Raw genomic sequence first — 15,259 nt, 5'->3', positions numbered from 1 at the left:
TGGGAGCAAAGTTTGAGACACTAGGGGGGTGAACCGTGCATCCCTTGAGAAGCGTCCGGAAGAAGTGGCCGCCATGTTTGACGACGTGGCTCCCAAATACGACATCGTCAACGACATCCTGTCCATGGGGCAGACGCGCCGCTGGCGGAGAATCGTGGTGGACGCCGTCGGTGCCGCTGCCGGCCAGCGGGTCCTGGACCTGGCCGCCGGCACCGGAACGTCCAGTGAGCCGTATGCCGACGCCGGCATCCACGTGGTGGCCTGCGACTTCTCTGTCGGCATGCTCAAAGTGGGCAAGCGCCGCCGCCCGGACATCGACTTCATCGCCGGGGACGCCACCAACCTGCCGTTCGCCGACAACTCCTTTGACGCCACCACAATCTCCTTCGGCCTGCGCAACGTCATCGACCCGAAAAAGGCGCTGCGCGAGATGCTGCGGGTGACCAAGCCCGGCGGCAAGCTGGTGGTGGCGGAGTTCTCCCATCCCACCTTTGCCCCGTTCCGCACCGTGTACACCGAGTACCTCATGCGCGCGCTGCCGGCCGTGGCCAGAAAGACCGCCTCCAACCCGGATGCCTACGTCTATCTGGCGGAGTCCATCCGGGTCTGGCCGAACCAGGATGAACTCTCCGCCTGGCTCACTGAGACCGGCTGGTCCTCCGTGGCGTACCGAAACTTGAGCGGCGGCATTGTGGCCGTGCACCGTGCCGTGAAGCCCGCAGCACCGGCCCTCGACTAAAGGAACCCCACCCACAGTGAAGGTACTTGTTGTAGGTGCAGGCCCCGCCGGATCCACGGCGGCCTGGCACCTGGCCACCGCCGGGATCGAGGTCACCGTGCTGGAGAAGACCCGTTTCCCCCGCGAGAAGGTCTGCGGCGACGGCCTGACCCCGCGCGCCGTGCGGGAAATGCAACTCATGGGCCTGCCGCACCGGGCCGAAGACGGCTGGCGGCGGAACAAGGGGCTGCGCCTGATTGCCGGCGGCCGCACCGTCGAGGTTCCCTGGCCCGAGCTCTCCAACTTCCCCGACTACGGCCTGATCCGCACCCGGCTGGGCTTCGACGAGGCCCTGGCGCGCCATGCCCAGGCTGCGGGGGCTGTGATCCTTGAGGGCCATTCGGTCACCTCGGCCCTGACGGACGACGCCGGAACCGTGGTGGGTGCCCGGGCGTCGGTTTTGGACGGGGCAGGTCGGAAGACGGGCGAAACCCGAGACTTTTTTGCCGACGTCGTGCTGGCCGCGGATGGCAACTCAACGCGCACCGCCGTCTCCCTGGGCCACGAAAAGCGCGATGACCGGCCCATGGGAGTTGCCTACAGGACCTACTTCACCTCCCCGCGCCACGACGACGACTGGATGGAGGGCTGGCTGGAACTGGCAGCACCTGCCCAGGCGGGCCGGCCCGGAAGGCCGCTGCCCGGCTACGGCTGGGTGTTTGGCGTCGGCGACGGCACCTCCAATGTGGGCCTGGGCATCTTGAACTCGTCCAAGGAATTCGGCAAGCTGGACTACCGAGCCGTGCTGCGCGACTGGACCGCCGCCATGCCCGGCGAGTGGGGGTTCACCCCCGAGAACCAGGTCGGTCCCATCCGCGGAGCGGCCCTGCCCATGGGCTTCAACCGGACCCCGCACTACTCCGACGGGCTGATGCTGCTCGGCGACGCGGGCGGCATGGTCAGCCCCTTCAACGGGGAAGGCATTTCCTACGCCATGGAGTCCGCCCGCTTCGCCGCCGAGTTCATTGTGCGTGCCGCCGGTGCCAACTCGCGGCTCGCCGCCAACCACGCGCTCTCCGGCTACAGCGGTTTTGTGCGCGAACAGTGGGGCAGCCACTTCACCCTGGGCCGGGTGTTCGCCTCCCTGATCGGCAAACCCAAGATCATGGGCCTGGCCCTGCGGACGGGCATGCCTGTGCCCGTCCTCATGCGTTTTGTGGTGCGGATGATGGCCAACCTGACCGACGCCGGCGAACGCGGTTTTGAGGATAGAGTGATTCATCTACTGGAGAAACTGGTTCCCGCCACCGGCAACCAAGGCACCACCCGGACGTCCAAGCAACAATCCCTTCCAATAGTTAGTGTTAAGCAGTGACTACTTCCGCAGACCACAGCTGGACCCATGCCGGGCACGGGCGTACCGGCTCCGAGGACGCGAACCCCAGCACCATGGCCATTGCCACCGGCCTGCAATTGCCCAAGGGTTTCTCCGCCGTTGCTGAAGACCCGGAGCTTGGGCCGTCCATCTCCATGAGCATGGCCAGGGTTGAGAAGGTTCTCCGGGAAGCGATCGCCAACTCCGATCCGCTGGCCGACGCCACCAGCCGCCACTTGGTGGAGGCCGGCGGCAAGCGCATCCGGCCGCTGCTGGCCCTGCTGGCCGCCCACCTGGGTGACGCAAGCCGGCCGGAAGTGGTGCAGGCCGCCGTCGTGGTTGAACTGACGCACCTGGCCACGCTCTATCATGACGACGTGATGGACTCCGCGCCGTACCGGCGGGGTGCGCCCACAGCGCACGAGGTGTGGGGCAACACCGTGGCCATCCTGACGGGGGACCTCATTTTTGCCCGCGCCTCCATCCTGGTCTCTGAGCTCGGTGCCCGCGCGCTGGGCATCCAGGCCCGCACCTTTGAACGGTTGTGCCTGGGCCAGCTGCACGAGACCGTGGGCCCGCGCGAGGACCAGGATCCCGTGGAGCACTACCTGTCCGTCATTGCAGACAAGACCGGCTCCCTTGTGGCAGCCTCCGGGCAGCTTGGCGCGATCTTTGCCGGCGCCCCCGAGGAAATGCAAAACGTCATGCTTGAATACGGCGAAAAGGTGGGCATCGCATTCCAGCTGGCCGATGACGTCATCGATGTCACCGGACTGAAGCAGGTCTCCGGGAAGTCGCCGGGCACGGACCTGCGCGAAGGCGTGCCCACGCTTCCGGTGCTGCTGCTGCGCAAGTCGGCGGCTTCGGGGGATGCCTCGGCCTTGGCGGTCCTGGAACTGGTGGACGGGGACCTGGGCAGCGACGAAGCCCTGGCCCGGGCCGTGTCGGCCCTGCGCGAGCACCCCGTCACGGCGGAGTCCTGGACAGTCGCCCGCGAGTGGTCCGGCCAGGCCATTGCCGCACTGGTCCCGCTGCCCGACGGCATGGTGAAGGCCGCCCTGGCCAGCTTTGCCGAAGCCGTGGTCTCCCGGGACGTCTAAGCCCGGCCCTGGAAGCGGCTGCGGGTTAGTCGCCTTCATCGTTGCTGGCCCGGTTGAGCCTGCCGAGATCCGCGGCGCGTGTCACAGTTCTCCCGGGCGTAGGCTTCCACGGCGGCGATCATCCTCTCGTCGGAGAGGCCGATCATGAGTGAACTGTGGGTCTCGTTTTGAGATCCGCGCCTGTGCCCGGGGAGGCTGTTCATCCAGCTAGCCCCCAAGGGCTATGGAGCCGCGTCGGGCACACCAAGTTCGGTGGCAGCTCCCTGCGCGCCAGCCTCGAACGAGGAAGTTTGCCCCGTCATCACGCCGGCACCGTGGATGGCCATGGATAGCCACCCATCCCGAACCGCAACAGTACAACCACTTCGACTTCCGGGCTGGTGTTAGGTGTTTGTGCTGGTGTTAGACGCTGGACCGGTGGTTACCACGGCCTTTTGGTGGCTAACACCAGCCGAAACGTCTCTGGCGCGGCTTTCTTGGTTCGCACCGTCATTTCTGCGACCCAGACCGGTAAGTTGTGTGACTATTTGGCCTGCGACGCAGGCGAAGGCCTGACGGTCGAAAGATCGATCCCAACGAGGATGCCGCGGTCAGTCGTCTTCATCGTCGTTGAAGACCCAGTCGAGCATGTCGAAGACAAATTCGCTAAACGTGCCCTCTTCGTTGATCCAGGCGCCCGTGGCATTGTTGCGGCGCCAGACGATCGGGTCCGGGACGTCGGCCTGGTCCGCGCGCATGCCCCAGGTGTAGGCCTCGTCCTCGTCCTCAAGGAACAACAGGTAGCCGTCCTCGATTTCAAGCTCTTCCGGGTCCCAGAAGTAGTAGTACGCCTCCATGATTTCTTCGCAGTTGCCCAAGGCATGCAGGAACTCGCGCAACGCCTGCGGTACGGTGATGCCCAACTCGTCAATGATGGCGGCCAAGTCGTCCCGGTCGATCCCGTCCGCTTCCTGCCACGGTTCCTCCAGATACAGGGGCACCAAGCCGCGGAACTTCTCAACAAAAATGTCGGACATTCAATACTCCAGGATCGGCGACTGTGGTTACTGTCAATCCTAGCCGCGACGGAATCGCGGGATTGCCCAGCTGCGGGCAGCGAGCGGGGCGTGCCAGTGGAACCGCAGGGTCAGCATGCGCAGTGAGAATACCATCGCGGCGGCAATGGATCCGGTGACCAGGTTCAGCCAGCCCAGGTACCACAGGCCCGCGGCCATTGCGGCACCCAGCAACGCCGGAATGGCGTACAGGTCCTTGGGGTCGAAGACGTGCGGAACACGGTTGGCCGTGACGTCGCGCAGGATCCCGCCACCCACGGCCGTCGTGACGCCCAACAGGATCGCAGCGGCCGGGTTCATCCCCGCATCCAGGGCCTTGAGCGTGCCGGTGATGCAAAACAAGGCCAGCCCGCCGGCGTCGAAGGGAAGGACCAACCGGCTGACCCGCTCCACCCGCCCTGCCAGGAGGTAGACCACGGCGGCGGCCAGCAGCGGTGCCGCCAAGTAGATCGGGTTGCTGAAGGCCGCGGGCGGGCCGGCGTTGAGGATGAGGTCCCGGAGCACGCCGCCGCCGAGCCCCACCAGGGAGCCGAGCAGCACCGAGCCCACCAGGTCAAAGCCCTTGCGGACTGCAAGAAGTGAACCGGAAACGGCAAAGAAGGAACAACCCAACAGGTCCAGGACCAGGGCAAGGTCGATCGGCATGGGGGCCTCCATCACGTGTGTCCAACGGCCTCCGGCTTGGCCGCTCCAAGCGTACGGCGGACGGCCGCCGACGGTCGAATGCATATGCCAAAAGACTGTGAAATTGGTTACGCTGGCACAATGAGCAACGACCTCTCGCAACCGCTGGTCCACATTGACGACTTCCACATGAAATTTGGCGACAAGGTGGTCATTGACGGGCTTTCCTTTGATGTGGCGCGCGGAGAGACCTTCGGCTTTCTGGGCAGCAACGGCAGCGGAAAAACTACGACGATCCGGGCCCTGCTGGGCATCTACCTCCCCACCTCGGGAATTCTGGAGATCAATGGGCGGGTGTTCAGCGACGACTACGGGGCCAGGCTCGGCTACCTGCCCGAGGAGCGGGGTCTGTACAAGAAGGAATCCGTGCTCGATGTCATGACGTACTTTGGCCGCCTCAAGGGGCTCACCCGGGCCGGGGCCCAGAAGTTTTCCCGCGACTACCTGGACAGGGTGGACCTGGCGGACAAGGCGGATGTGCGGGTGGACAAACTCTCCGGCGGCGAGCAGCAAAAGATCCAGCTGGGCGTGACCATCATGAACGACCCCGAACTGCTGATTCTGGACGAGCCCACCAAGGGCTTTGATCCGGTCAACCGAAGGCTGCTCATGGACATCATCGAGGACAGGAAAAAGGCCGGGGCCACCGTGGTGATGGTCACCCACCAGATGGAGGAAGTGGAGCGGCTCTGCGACCGGATCGTACTGCTCAAGGATGGAAAATCCGAGGCGTACGGCACCATTGACGAAGTACAAAACCTGTTTGGCGGGCGCACCGTGCGGCTCAAATACAGCGGCACCGTGCCGGATTCGCCACGCTACAAGGTGGTGCTGCGGGAAAGGAACTACGCGGAGCTGGCCCTGGATGACGCAGTGGACGAGGCCGATGTGCTGCGGGAGCTGGTCAGTTCAGGCCTGGTGGTGCGCGGCTTTGTGGCCGCCAAGCGCAGCCTCGATGACATCTTCATCCAGGTGTACGGCGAAGCGGAGGGCGCTTCCGCACAGGCCCAGGCCGAAACGGCGGTGAACTGACATGGCGCGGCACAACCTGGGCACCGTGGTGCAGTTTGAGTTCACCCGCACCGTCAAGAAACGCCGCTTCTGGATTGCTACACTGGCCATCCCCATCCTCCTCGCCATCGTCTTTGGGCTGGTGTTCGCGAGCAGTTCCAACACCCAGTCCCTGAGTGAGGCACAAAAGAACAATCAGCTGGCCTTCACCTATACGGACGCCTCGGCGCTGGTGGACCCCGCCGTGGCCAAGGCATTGGGCGGGACGGTGGAATCCGACCCGGGCACCGCTGTCGAACGTGTCAGGACAGGGAAACTCAACGCCTACTTTGCGTACCCTGCCAGCCTGCAAAAGGAACCGGTCAAGGTCTTTGGCACGGACCAGGGCATTTTCAAGAACGGCAGCTACGACGCCGTCGCCAAGCAGGTCGTCATTCTCTCTGCCCAGGAGAAGGCGGGTTCGGCGGAGCTGTCCGCGGCTATCCAGGGCAATTTCAACACCCAGTCACAGACGTTCAAGAACGGCAAGGTCTCAGGGGGGTTGGAAACCGTGGTGCCGCCGCTGCTGTTCCTCGTGCTGTTTTATGTGGTGATCATCCTGCTGGCGAACCAAATGCTGGCGTCCACCCTGGAGGAGAAGGAAAACCGGGTCACGGAGATGATCCTGACCACGCTGAACCCCACAACCCTGGTGGTGGGCAAGGTGATCTCGTTGTTTCTGGTTGGGGCGCTGCAGGCCGTGGTCTTTGCCGCTCCCATGGTCATTGGGTACGTGTTTTTCCACGACCAGCTGGCCATGCCCAACTTTGACCTGTCCAATCTGCAGTTCCAGTTTTGGCCCATGCTGGTGGGGGCGCTTTTGTTCGTGGGCGGATTCATCCTGTTCACCGGCGTGCTGGTGGGCATTGGCGCGGTGATGCCCACGGCGAAGGACGCCAGTGCAGTGTTTGCCCCGGTCATGATCATGATGTTCATCCCGTTTTACATTGTGTCCATGGTGGTCAGCGACCCCGGCAACCTGATTGTGCAGATCTTCACGTTCTTCCCGTTCACGGCGCCCATCACGGCCATGTTGCGCAACGGGTTTGGCTCCCTCAGCGGAGTCTCGGCCGCCGTGGTGATTGCGGAACTGTTTGTCTTCGGCGTCCTTGCACTGCGCGTGGCCGTGCACCTGTTCCGCTACGGCTCCATTGAGTATTCGCGGAAGCTTTCCCTGCGGACTGCCTTCGCCAGGAAAGGCTGACGCGGCGCTTTTGGGCACCCCGGGCCGGCATTGGTGCCTGGGGCACGGGGACGTCCCCCGTGGTGCCTCATGTCAATATGCTCGCCAAATGCTTCCTGCGTGCCTCATCTAAAGTGCTCGCGAAAGTGTCATGCTGCGTGGGGTGCTTGGGAGTAGGTCTTGGCTGCGGCCAGCCGGATGAGTCGCTGCTGGATTTCGTTGATCCGGTTCGTCAGTCCGGCCAGGTCCAGGCTGTTGTAGAGCTTGTCCATGTGGTGGCGTTGGGGTTCGAGCATGATCCCGGTGTCCTTGATCCGTTGGGCAGGGGTGCGTGGATTGTCGTAGCTGCGCACGGACTTTCCCTTGCGACTGAGGTGATATCCGGTGACTTTCTTGGTGGGCAGGAACAGGTTCTTTCGCAGGTTCACCAGCGGCCAGAGTTCGTTGAGCAGGCGAAGTTCAACATCGGTGTCGTAGCGGTAGTTGAACGCGGATCGGCGCACAATGGCCCCGTTCTTTTGCTCCACGAATGGGTTGTCGTTGGAGTGGTGGGGCCGGGAGCGGGTCATGCGAATGTTATGGGTATTGCACCAAGTAGTGACCGCCGTGTTGAGGAATTCAGATCCATTGTCGCTATGGCAATGGTCGATGGGGTACGGGAATTCGTCCTGGATTTCTTCCATCGCAGCGACCACCCATTTGGCAGCCTTGTTCTTGATCGCCCGGTTGATCGTCCACCCGGTGAAGGGGTCGGTGACGGTCAGCGTGAATGCGTACTGGCCCTTGGCGTTGTTGCCGCAGTGAGCGACCGTATCGATGGCGACCATGCCGGGTTGCCAGTCAATGGCCGGGATGCGGGACATGATCGGGATTACCTCGGTGTACTGATTCCGTCGGGACCGGGTCGTTGATTTTCCCTCCGGATACATCGAGAGTTTGAACGGTGCCAGCAGCCGGTCGATCGTGGCCGCACTCATCGCCAGCAATTGGGCCCGAGCCTGAGGACTGTAGCGGGAGCGGGCCCGCCCGAAGGCGCCGGAACCGATGTGAGATCCCATATTGGCCAGTGTGGCGCCCATGACCGCAGCCAGGTACTTCCCGCAGGGCTGCCCCGCCACGACCCAGACCTGCTGGAGGACCTTCACCGTGTCGTAGCCATATGTCGGTGTCCTCGGCCTGCGCGCCACGGCCCGGGCCGGCCCACGCCGCTTGAAGGCCCTACCGAGCTGACGGCGGGCATTCGCCCTGGACCACCCAATCTCAACCACCAACCGGTCCAGGATTTCGCCCTTGCCCTTCTTCGAAGCCCGAAAATACTCCCCGGCTTCCTTCTTCGTAATTTCCCTGCGCGCAGACAACGACATCCCATAGTCCATCCCTCCAGCACACCAAAGCACCCGACCATGCACCAGAGATTTCGCGAGCACATCCCAAATGAGGCACGCACCCCATTTCGCGAGCACTTTAGAGACCCTTTTATGGTTCGTGTCAAGAGTAGAGCTGCTCCAGCTGCCGAAATAGGTCCCGTGCCAGATAGCGCTTGAGCACGCGTTTGATTTCACGGTAACTCAGCCCTTCAGCTGTGCGTCGCTTTACGTATTTCTGGGTGGCTTCATCGAATCGCATGCGTGCTTTGATGACCACATCCAAGGCCATGTTCAATTGCCGGTCGCCATGACGGTTGAGACGATGTCTGGTGGTGTTTCCCGAGGAGGCCTGTAGCGGTGACGCCCCGGCAAGGGATGCGAACGCGGCTTCGTTACGGATCCTGCCATGGTGGGAATACGCGGCAAGGATGATCCCGACGGTCACCGGCCCCAGCCCAGGTTGGGCTTGCAGCCCGGGTGCAAGCTGTTCGCCGAGCTCGGCAAGATGGGTCTTGATCAGTCTCACCCGGGCAGCTGCCGCGGTGATGCCCCTGGCCAAGTCGATTGCTTCCTCACGGGCAACCTGCTGCTCAACACTGTCGGTCGCGCGGGCACGCCAGGCGCTGATCTCGGCGACTCGTTTGTCCGTCACCGCCCTGCGCGTATCCAGACCCAGATCTATCTGCCGCACCAGTGCGTTGAGCGCATTGCGGTTTGCCGTGCATTGCTCCTCAGTCCTGCGCCGGCTGGCCAGCAGCACACTGAGCGCTGCCCTTGCCCCGTCCGTGCGGGGGTGGATCAGCCGTTCCACGTCTGTGCCCAAGATGCCCGCCGCGGCGGCGGCGGCGTCGATGGCATCAGTTTTCCCGGCCCCGGTGCGGGCCGCCTTACGTGGCGGCTTGGCCTCAACCGTCGGGATGTCCCCGACCATCAGGGCCCGCGTCAAGGATGCCCCGTAGGACGAGGTGCCTTCCACTGCGGCAAGGATCGGCCCGTTGGTGGTGCGGCGGATCCATGCGATGGCACGCTTCGTACCGGCGGTGGTGACGGGGAAGGCTTCGCAGCCGATAGCAGCCCCGGTTGTACCGTTGATAATGGCGTAGGTGTGGGTTCGTGCGTGGGTGTCAACACCGATGACGTAAGCGTATTTTTCTGCAGCGATGGTCATGACGGTGATCCTCCATTCCAATGCGTAGATAATCGTTCGGGCGGCATCGGCCTGGAATAGGGTTCTTGTCAGGCAACTCTCTAACGAGGCACGGACCAACGGTTCGGCCAACCTTTTATCAAGCCATGGCAAGGGGCCAGGCCGATGCTGATCCTCCATGGTGGACAAGTCATATACAAAGCACGCTGGATTCCCAGCGGCCAGAGTCTCGTCGAGTCACACCATGATGGATCAGCATCAATCCTGCCAGCGGGCGCCAGGCCTGCCAATAACCATTAGAGAGTCTCGTCGTCCCCTTGACTGGCTGGTGGGAAAGTGCCTCTAATGGCCACATGTTCCCACACCGGAAAGCCGGTGCCTCCGGTGGCGCAGATGCCCCGCGGGCCGCTGCACCCCGTGCCGCGATGACCCCCGTCCAGCGGCGCGTCCTCGGCGTGGCGGTGCTGGCGTCGTTCGTGGCGTTCCTGGACGGGGCGATCGTCAATGTGGCACTGCCGGCCATGACCCGTGAACTCGGTGGCGGCATCACCACGCAGCAATGGGTGGTGGATGCCTACCTGCTGGCACTGGGCTCGCTGATCCTGATTGCCGGCTCCCTGTCGGACACCTTTGGACGGGTCCGAATACTGCGTGCCGGGCTGCTGATTTTTGGCGCGGCCTCGCTGGCATGCACCGTGGCGCCCGGGGCGCTTTTTTTGATCGTGGCCCGCGCCGTCCAAGGCGCCGGGGCTGCGCTGCTGGTGCCCAGTTCGCTGGCCCTGATCACCTCCACGTTCAGCGGCCCGGAGCAGGGCAGGGCGATTGGCCGGTGGACGGCATGGACGGGCACGGCGTTCCTTGCCGGCCCGCTGGTGGGCGGGCTGCTGGTGGACTTTACCAGCTGGCGGCTGATCTTTGCCATCAATGTGCTGCCCATTGCGGCCACCTTGTTCCTGCTGAAGGGGCTGGCGCTGCCCCGGGCCGTGGCGTACGACGCCGGACCCTCCACCGCGGCTTCCCCACCTTCCGGACGTCGCGCGGACGCATCGCCTTCGGGGCGTCCCCGTCGGATCGATGGAACAGGTGCGGTACTGGCGGCTGTGGGCCTGGCAGGCACCGTGTTTGCGTTGATTGAGCAGGACCGGCTTGGCTGGGCGCACCCCGCGGTCAGCGTCCCGTTCGTGGCGGGCCTCGTCGCCTTGGCGCTGTTCCTGTGGTGGGAACACCGCAGGCCCAACCCGATGATGCCGCTGCCCCTGTTTCGGATCAGGAACTTCGGCATGGGCAACCTGGCCACCACGTTCGTCTATGCAGGGGTGTCCCTGGGCCAGCTCATGGTGGCGTTGTTCCTGCAGGAAATTGCCGGGTTCACCGCCGCTGCCGCGGGCCTTGCGTCGTTGCCGGTGGCCGTCATCTCACTGCTGCTGGCCGGCTCGTTTGGCACGCTGGCAGGCAAATACGGACCCCGGCTGTTCATGGCCGCCGGTCCCATCGTGTGTGGCGGGGGCTATTGGCTCATGACCATGGCGGCGGAGCCGTTTAACTTCTGGTTCCAGCTGCTGCCAGGCCTGCTGGTCTTTGCCGTGGGCCTGTCCGTCACCGTGGCGCCGCTGACGGCCGCCATCCTCGGGTCAGTGCCGCCGGAGCAAAGCGGCATTGGTTCAGCCATCAACAACGCCGTCTCGCGCGTGGCCGGGCTGATTGCGATCGCCCTGGCCGGAGTGCTCCTTGGCGGCATGTTGGACTACGAGTCCTTCCGCCGCATCATGGGCATTACGGCCGGGCTGTTCCTGGTGGGAGGTGTCGTCTCCGCGTTCGGCATCACCAACAAGCCCGCCATTCACACCGAGGTGCCGGTCGTGGCCGCCGCCAACTGCCAGGACCGCCCCGGCGCCGCAAGCACCGGAGCGCTGCCCGCCGTGAAGTGAGCGCGGCCATGCAGCGGTGCATTACATTGAGTCGGGTGAAGGCAAACGATTATTGGGAGCTGCGGTAATGAACGAGGCGAACGCGGGCACTGCCCGGCCCGAAGCTGTGGGGCCCGAACCACGGGTGGGGCCCGAAGCACAGGTGCAGGGCACTGCCATGATCGCCTGCTCGCACGGCACGGACAATGCCGAAGGCAGGGCCCGCATCAACCAGCTCCGTGCCGACATCGCGGAGCTGCGGCCGGGGCTTGCCGTCCTCGAAGCGTATGTGGATGTCCAGGAACCGGCGCTGCCCGATGTCGTGGCGGGGCTGCCGGCAGAGGTGCGGGCCGTCGTCGTTCCTTTGCTGTTGACGGTGGGATACCACGTTCAGGTGGACATAGCGCAGGCCGTCGAGGGCAGGCCCGGGTCCCTGGCCGCGGTGCCCTTGGGGCCCGACCCGCGGCTGGCCGGACTGCTGCACGAACGGCTGGGGGAGCTGCCCCCGGACTGGGGAATTGTCCTTGCCGCGGCGGGGTCGTCCCGGCCCGAGGCGGCCGAACACATCGAGGTGCTGGCGGCGGATCTGGCCGTGCGGCGCCCTCAGCACATCGTGGCTGCCTACGGGGCAAGCGCACAGCCGTCGGTGCCGGACGCCGTCGCGCAGTTGCGGGCGGACGGTGCTGCCGGAGTCGCTATCGCGTCGTATTTGTTGGCGCCCGGATTTTTTCATGACCAGCTGGCCAAGGCCGGCGCGGACCTGGTGGCCGAGCCGCTGCTGCCGTCCGGGCTGGTGGCGCAGCTGGCGCTGGAACACTTTGATGCGGCGCTGGCTGGGGCGAAACAGGAGCAAGCACAGACCGCGCCGGAATGTGGTGTGTGAAGAAATGTTGCCTAGGGTGAACCCGCGTTGCTTCCGCGGTTTGCCCCGTGTGACGGGCGACCTACGCTCGTTTCATGACACAGACAGCTCTAGCCGGAGCAGCTGCCGAGACAGCCGCCACCGTTTCCGCCGAGGCACCGGCCACGCCGGATCGGCCGGTCCGCCCCCGCCCCGCGGCCAAGCCGCACGGGCAGTGGAAAGTGGACGGCAAGGCGCCGCTGAACCCGGTGGAGGTGTGGAAACAAGAGGACGACGGTCTGAGCGTGCGCCACCGCATCGAGACCATCTACTCCAAGCAGGGCTTTGACTCGATCGCCGACGACGATCTGCACGGCCGCTTCCGCTGGTGGGGGCTGTACACCCAGCGTAAGCAGGGGATCGACGGGGGCAAGACTGCCCAGCTGGAACCGCACGAGCTCGAGGACAGCTACCTCATGATGCGGGTGCGGACCGACGGCGGAAAGCTCACCACCGAGCAGCTGCGGGTGGTGGGTCAGATTTCCATTGATTTTGCGCGCAACACGGCAGATTTGACCAACCGCCAGAACATCCAGTTCCACTGGATCGAGGTTGAGAACGTTCCGGAGATCTGGCGCCGCCTCGAAGCCGTCGGTCTGCAAACCACCGAGGCCTGTGGCGACGTGCCCCGCGGCATGCTTGGTTCCCCCGTTGCGGGCATCGCCAAGGCAGAGATCATTGACCCCACCGATTTCCTGCAGGAACTGCGCGATCGCTTCATCGGCAGCCCGCAGTTTTCCAATCTGCCGCGCAAGTATAAAACCTCCATTACCGGCTACCCGGATCACGACACCATCCACGAAATCAACGACATTTCCTTTGTTGGCGTGGAGCATCCTGAACTGGGCCCCGGCTACGACCTGTGGGTCGGTGGTGGGCTCTCCACCGCACCCCGTCTGGCCCAGCGCGTTGGCGTATTTGTTCCGCCGGAGGAAGGCCCCGCAGTGTGGGAGGGCGTCACCAGCATCTTCCGCGATTATGGTTACCGGCGCATGCGCAACAAGGCCCGCCTGAAGTTCCTGGTGGAGGACTGGGGCGCGGAGAAGTTCCGCCAAGTCCTTGAGGATGAATACCTGGGACACAAGCTGCGCGACGGCGTGGCCCCGCCCAAGGCGAAAGTCAACGGCGACCATGTTGGCGTCCACGAGCAAAAGGACGGCAACTTCTTCATCGGCGCAGCCCCGTGCGTGGGCCGTTTCTCCGGCACGGGGATGATGGCTCTGGCGGACCTCCTGGAAGCCCACGGCTCCCACCGCCTGCGCACCACCCCGCTGCAGAAGATCATCGCCCTAGACATTCCCAAGGACCACGTTGAGGCAGTGATTACCGGGCTGGATGCGATTGGGCTGTCCGCCCGCCCGTCTGTTTTCCGCCGTAACACCATGGCGTGCACCGGTGTGGAATTTTGCAAGCTGGCCATCGTGAACACCAAGGACACGGCCATCAACATCGTTTCCGAACTCGAGGAGCGACTGGCTGATTTGGTTGACGCCGGGGAACTCGATGAGCCTCTTACGCTGTACCTCAACGGCTGCCCCAACTCCTGCGCCCGCATCCAGACGGCGGACATCGGCCTGAAGGGCATCATTGTCCCCACGGCCGACGGCGGTACAACGGGAGGCTTCCAGGTCCACCTGGGTGGCGGCTTGTCCTCGCACAACCGTGAGGAGGCTGGCCTGGGCCGCACCGTCCGCGGGCTGAAGGTGGCCATCCCCGATCTGCCCGCCTACGTGGAGCGCGTCATTCGCAGCTATGTGAGCAACAAGCTGGCGGAAGAGACGTTTGCCGAGTTCGCCCACCGGGTTGACGAGGAGTTGCTGAAATGAGTGCGGTGACCGGGCAGGCGGCAACCACCCTTCGCTCCCATGCTGAACTGCAGGCGCTCGCCGCAGCGGGTGCGGCGGAACTCGCCTGGGACGCGTCCGCTACGGACGTGATTGCCTGGGTGGCGCGGAACTTCTCCACCGGTGCGGCCGCCGTCGCCTGTTCCATGGCCGACGCCGTATTGCCGGCCTTGGTTGCCGACCAGCTGCCCGGAGTGGACGTATTGTTCCTGGACACCGGCTACCACTTCCCGGAAACCTACGCCACGCGCAATGAAGTGGCGGATAACCTGCGGGTAAACGTGGTGGACGTCCTGCCCGTGCAGCCCGTGGCCGAACAGGATGCGCTGCTGGGCCGTGACCTTTTTGCCCGCGACCCAGCCCAATGCTGTGCGCTGCGCAAGGTGGAGCCCCTGCACAAAGCCCTGTCCGGCTACGAACTGTGGTTCACCGGAGTCCGCCACGACGAGGCGCCCACCCGGACCAATATGCCGCTGGTCAGCTGGGACGAAAAGAACGGCCTGGTCAAGGTCAACCCCGTTGCCACGTGGAGCTACGAGGACCTGATCACCTACTCAGAGGACAACCTCCTGCCCGTCAACCCGCTGCTCAGCCAGGGCTACCCGTCCATCGGCTGCGCACCCTGCACCAAGAAAGTGGCCCCCGGCGCGGACCCCCGGTCCGGACGCTGGGCCGGAACCTCCAAGACAGAATGCGGACTACACGTATGAGCACCCAAATTACAGAACCGACGATCGCACAGGACCGGACGTCCCCCTCGGAGCCCGGAACGCCGTTTGCCGCCCAGGGAGTGGCATCTAAGGAGACGACCGAGGGACCCGATGCGAGCTTGCGAGCATCGGGCAGGGCGGTTCCGCTGTCTGAGCCGCGCGCTGGGCTGATCGAAGATCAGCAGCGCGGCGAAGGGGCGTGGGCGGCAAACGATCCC

At 64.4% G+C, this 15,259-nt stretch carries 13 protein-coding genes; 9 read left to right on the top strand and 4 right to left on the bottom strand.

Annotation, left to right across the window (positions count from 1 at the left end; translation table 11 throughout):
• Positions 1–28 precede the first annotated feature (28 nt).
• From CVV68_RS08440 to CVV68_RS08430, 3 genes are read left to right on the top strand one after another with little or no spacing between them, the layout of a single operon-like run.
• Positions 29–739, top strand: coding sequence for a demethylmenaquinone methyltransferase (locus tag CVV68_RS08440; RefSeq protein ID WP_110500555.1), 711 nt, complete (start codon positions 29–31; stop codon positions 737–739).
• Between the two features lie 16 nt (positions 740–755).
• Positions 756–2,093, top strand: a complete 1,338-nt coding sequence (locus CVV68_RS08435; RefSeq protein WP_110500554.1) for a geranylgeranyl reductase family protein — start codon at positions 756–758, stop codon at positions 2,091–2,093.
• The gene (locus CVV68_RS08430; RefSeq protein ID WP_110500553.1) at positions 2,090–3,193 is read left to right on the top strand and encodes a polyprenyl synthetase family protein; all 1,104 of its coding nucleotides are present in this window, start codon (positions 2,090–2,092) and stop codon (positions 3,191–3,193) included. Before CVV68_RS08435 ends, CVV68_RS08430 begins: the two co-directional genes overlap by 4 nt.
• A 590-nt stretch (positions 3,194–3,783) precedes the next feature.
• On the opposite strand, the gene CVV68_RS08425 is transcribed toward CVV68_RS08430, so the two are convergent.
• Both CVV68_RS08425 and CVV68_RS08420 read right to left on the bottom strand, forming a co-directional pair.
• A complete protein-coding gene (locus CVV68_RS08425) occupies positions 3,784–4,209 on the bottom strand; it encodes an SMI1/KNR4 family protein (RefSeq protein WP_110500552.1) in 426 nt (141 codons plus the stop codon).
• Positions 4,210–4,248: 39 nt separating this feature from the next.
• The gene (locus tag CVV68_RS08420) at positions 4,249–4,893 is read right to left on the bottom strand and encodes a trimeric intracellular cation channel family protein (protein ID WP_110500551.1); all 645 of its coding nucleotides are present in this window, start codon (positions 4,891–4,893) and stop codon (positions 4,249–4,251) included.
• A 120-nt stretch (positions 4,894–5,013) separates the two neighbouring features.
• Between CVV68_RS08420 and CVV68_RS08415 the strand changes: the two genes are divergently transcribed.
• The gene (locus tag CVV68_RS08415) at positions 5,014–5,964 is read left to right on the top strand and encodes an ABC transporter ATP-binding protein (RefSeq protein WP_245933422.1); all 951 of its coding nucleotides are present in this window, start codon (positions 5,014–5,016) and stop codon (positions 5,962–5,964) included.
• 1 nt (position 5,965) lies between these two features.
• Positions 5,966–7,186, top strand: coding sequence for an ABC transporter permease (locus CVV68_RS08410; RefSeq protein WP_110500550.1), 1,221 nt, complete (start codon positions 5,966–5,968; stop codon positions 7,184–7,186).
• Between the two features lie 128 nt (positions 7,187–7,314).
• Here CVV68_RS08410 and CVV68_RS08405 read toward each other — a convergent pair whose 3' ends face one another.
• The gene (locus tag CVV68_RS08405) at positions 7,315–8,529 is read right to left on the bottom strand and encodes an integrase catalytic domain-containing protein (protein ID WP_170133123.1); all 1,215 of its coding nucleotides are present in this window, start codon (positions 8,527–8,529) and stop codon (positions 7,315–7,317) included.
• A 124-nt stretch (positions 8,530–8,653) separates the two neighbouring features.
• Positions 8,654–9,700 (bottom strand): transposase, encoded by a 1,047-nt coding sequence (locus CVV68_RS08400; protein ID WP_110500548.1) that lies wholly within the window; start codon positions 9,698–9,700, stop codon positions 8,654–8,656.
• A gap of 404 nt (positions 9,701–10,104) precedes the next feature.
• Here CVV68_RS08400 and CVV68_RS08395 point away from each other — a divergent pair, with 404 nt between their 5' ends.
• From CVV68_RS08395 to CVV68_RS08380, 4 genes are all read left to right on the top strand, one after another.
• Positions 10,105–11,607: an MFS transporter gene (locus CVV68_RS08395; protein ID WP_110500651.1), complete on the top strand. Its 1,503-nt coding sequence runs from the start codon at positions 10,105–10,107 to the stop codon at positions 11,605–11,607.
• Positions 11,608–11,674: 67 nt separating this feature from the next.
• Complete coding sequence (locus CVV68_RS08390; protein WP_438502622.1) at positions 11,675–12,469, top strand: sirohydrochlorin chelatase; 795 nt, start codon at positions 11,675–11,677, stop codon at positions 12,467–12,469.
• A 74-nt stretch (positions 12,470–12,543) separates the two neighbouring features.
• Positions 12,544–14,313, top strand: coding sequence for a nitrite/sulfite reductase (locus tag CVV68_RS08385; RefSeq protein WP_110500547.1), 1,770 nt, complete (start codon positions 12,544–12,546; stop codon positions 14,311–14,313).
• Complete coding sequence (locus CVV68_RS08380; protein ID WP_110500546.1) at positions 14,310–15,041, top strand: phosphoadenylyl-sulfate reductase; 732 nt, start codon at positions 14,310–14,312, stop codon at positions 15,039–15,041. The genes CVV68_RS08385 and CVV68_RS08380 overlap by 4 nt, the downstream gene beginning before the upstream one ends.
• Positions 15,042–15,259 lie beyond the last annotated feature (218 nt).

Origin of the sequence: Arthrobacter livingstonensis, from assembly GCF_003219815.1 — a bacterium.
In the GTDB taxonomy this organism is placed as follows: domain Bacteria; phylum Actinomycetota; class Actinomycetes; order Actinomycetales; family Micrococcaceae; genus Specibacter; species Specibacter livingstonensis.
The sequence above is the reverse complement of the archived record's forward strand: the minus strand, read 5'-3'. Positions and strand labels throughout refer to the sequence as shown.

Bases quoted from the DNA above. Each gene is read 5' to 3' on its own strand.
- CVV68_RS08425 (WP_110500552.1), bottom strand. From the start codon at position 4,209: ATGTCCGACATTTTTGTTGAGAAGTTCCGCGGCTTGGTGCCCCTGTAT.
- CVV68_RS08420 (WP_110500551.1), bottom strand. From the start codon at position 4,893: ATGCCGATCGACCTTGCCCTGGTCCTGGACCTGTTGGGTTGTTCCTTC.
- CVV68_RS08415 (WP_245933422.1), top strand. From the start codon at position 5,014: ATGAGCAACGACCTCTCGCAACCGCTGGTCCACATTGACGACTTCCAC.
- CVV68_RS08410 (WP_110500550.1), top strand. From the start codon at position 5,966: ATGGCGCGGCACAACCTGGGCACCGTGGTGCAGTTTGAGTTCACCCGC.
- CVV68_RS08405 (WP_170133123.1), bottom strand. From the start codon at position 8,529: ATGTCGTTGTCTGCGCGCAGGGAAATTACGAAGAAGGAAGCCGGGGAG.
- CVV68_RS08400 (WP_110500548.1), bottom strand. From the start codon at position 9,700: ATGACCATCGCTGCAGAAAAATACGCTTACGTCATCGGTGTTGACACC.
- CVV68_RS08395 (WP_110500651.1), top strand. From the start codon at position 10,105: ATGACCCCCGTCCAGCGGCGCGTCCTCGGCGTGGCGGTGCTGGCGTCG.
- CVV68_RS08390 (WP_438502622.1), top strand. From the start codon at position 11,675: ATGAACGAGGCGAACGCGGGCACTGCCCGGCCCGAAGCTGTGGGGCCC.
- CVV68_RS08385 (WP_110500547.1), top strand. From the start codon at position 12,544: ATGACACAGACAGCTCTAGCCGGAGCAGCTGCCGAGACAGCCGCCACC.
- CVV68_RS08380 (WP_110500546.1), top strand. From the start codon at position 14,310: ATGAGTGCGGTGACCGGGCAGGCGGCAACCACCCTTCGCTCCCATGCT.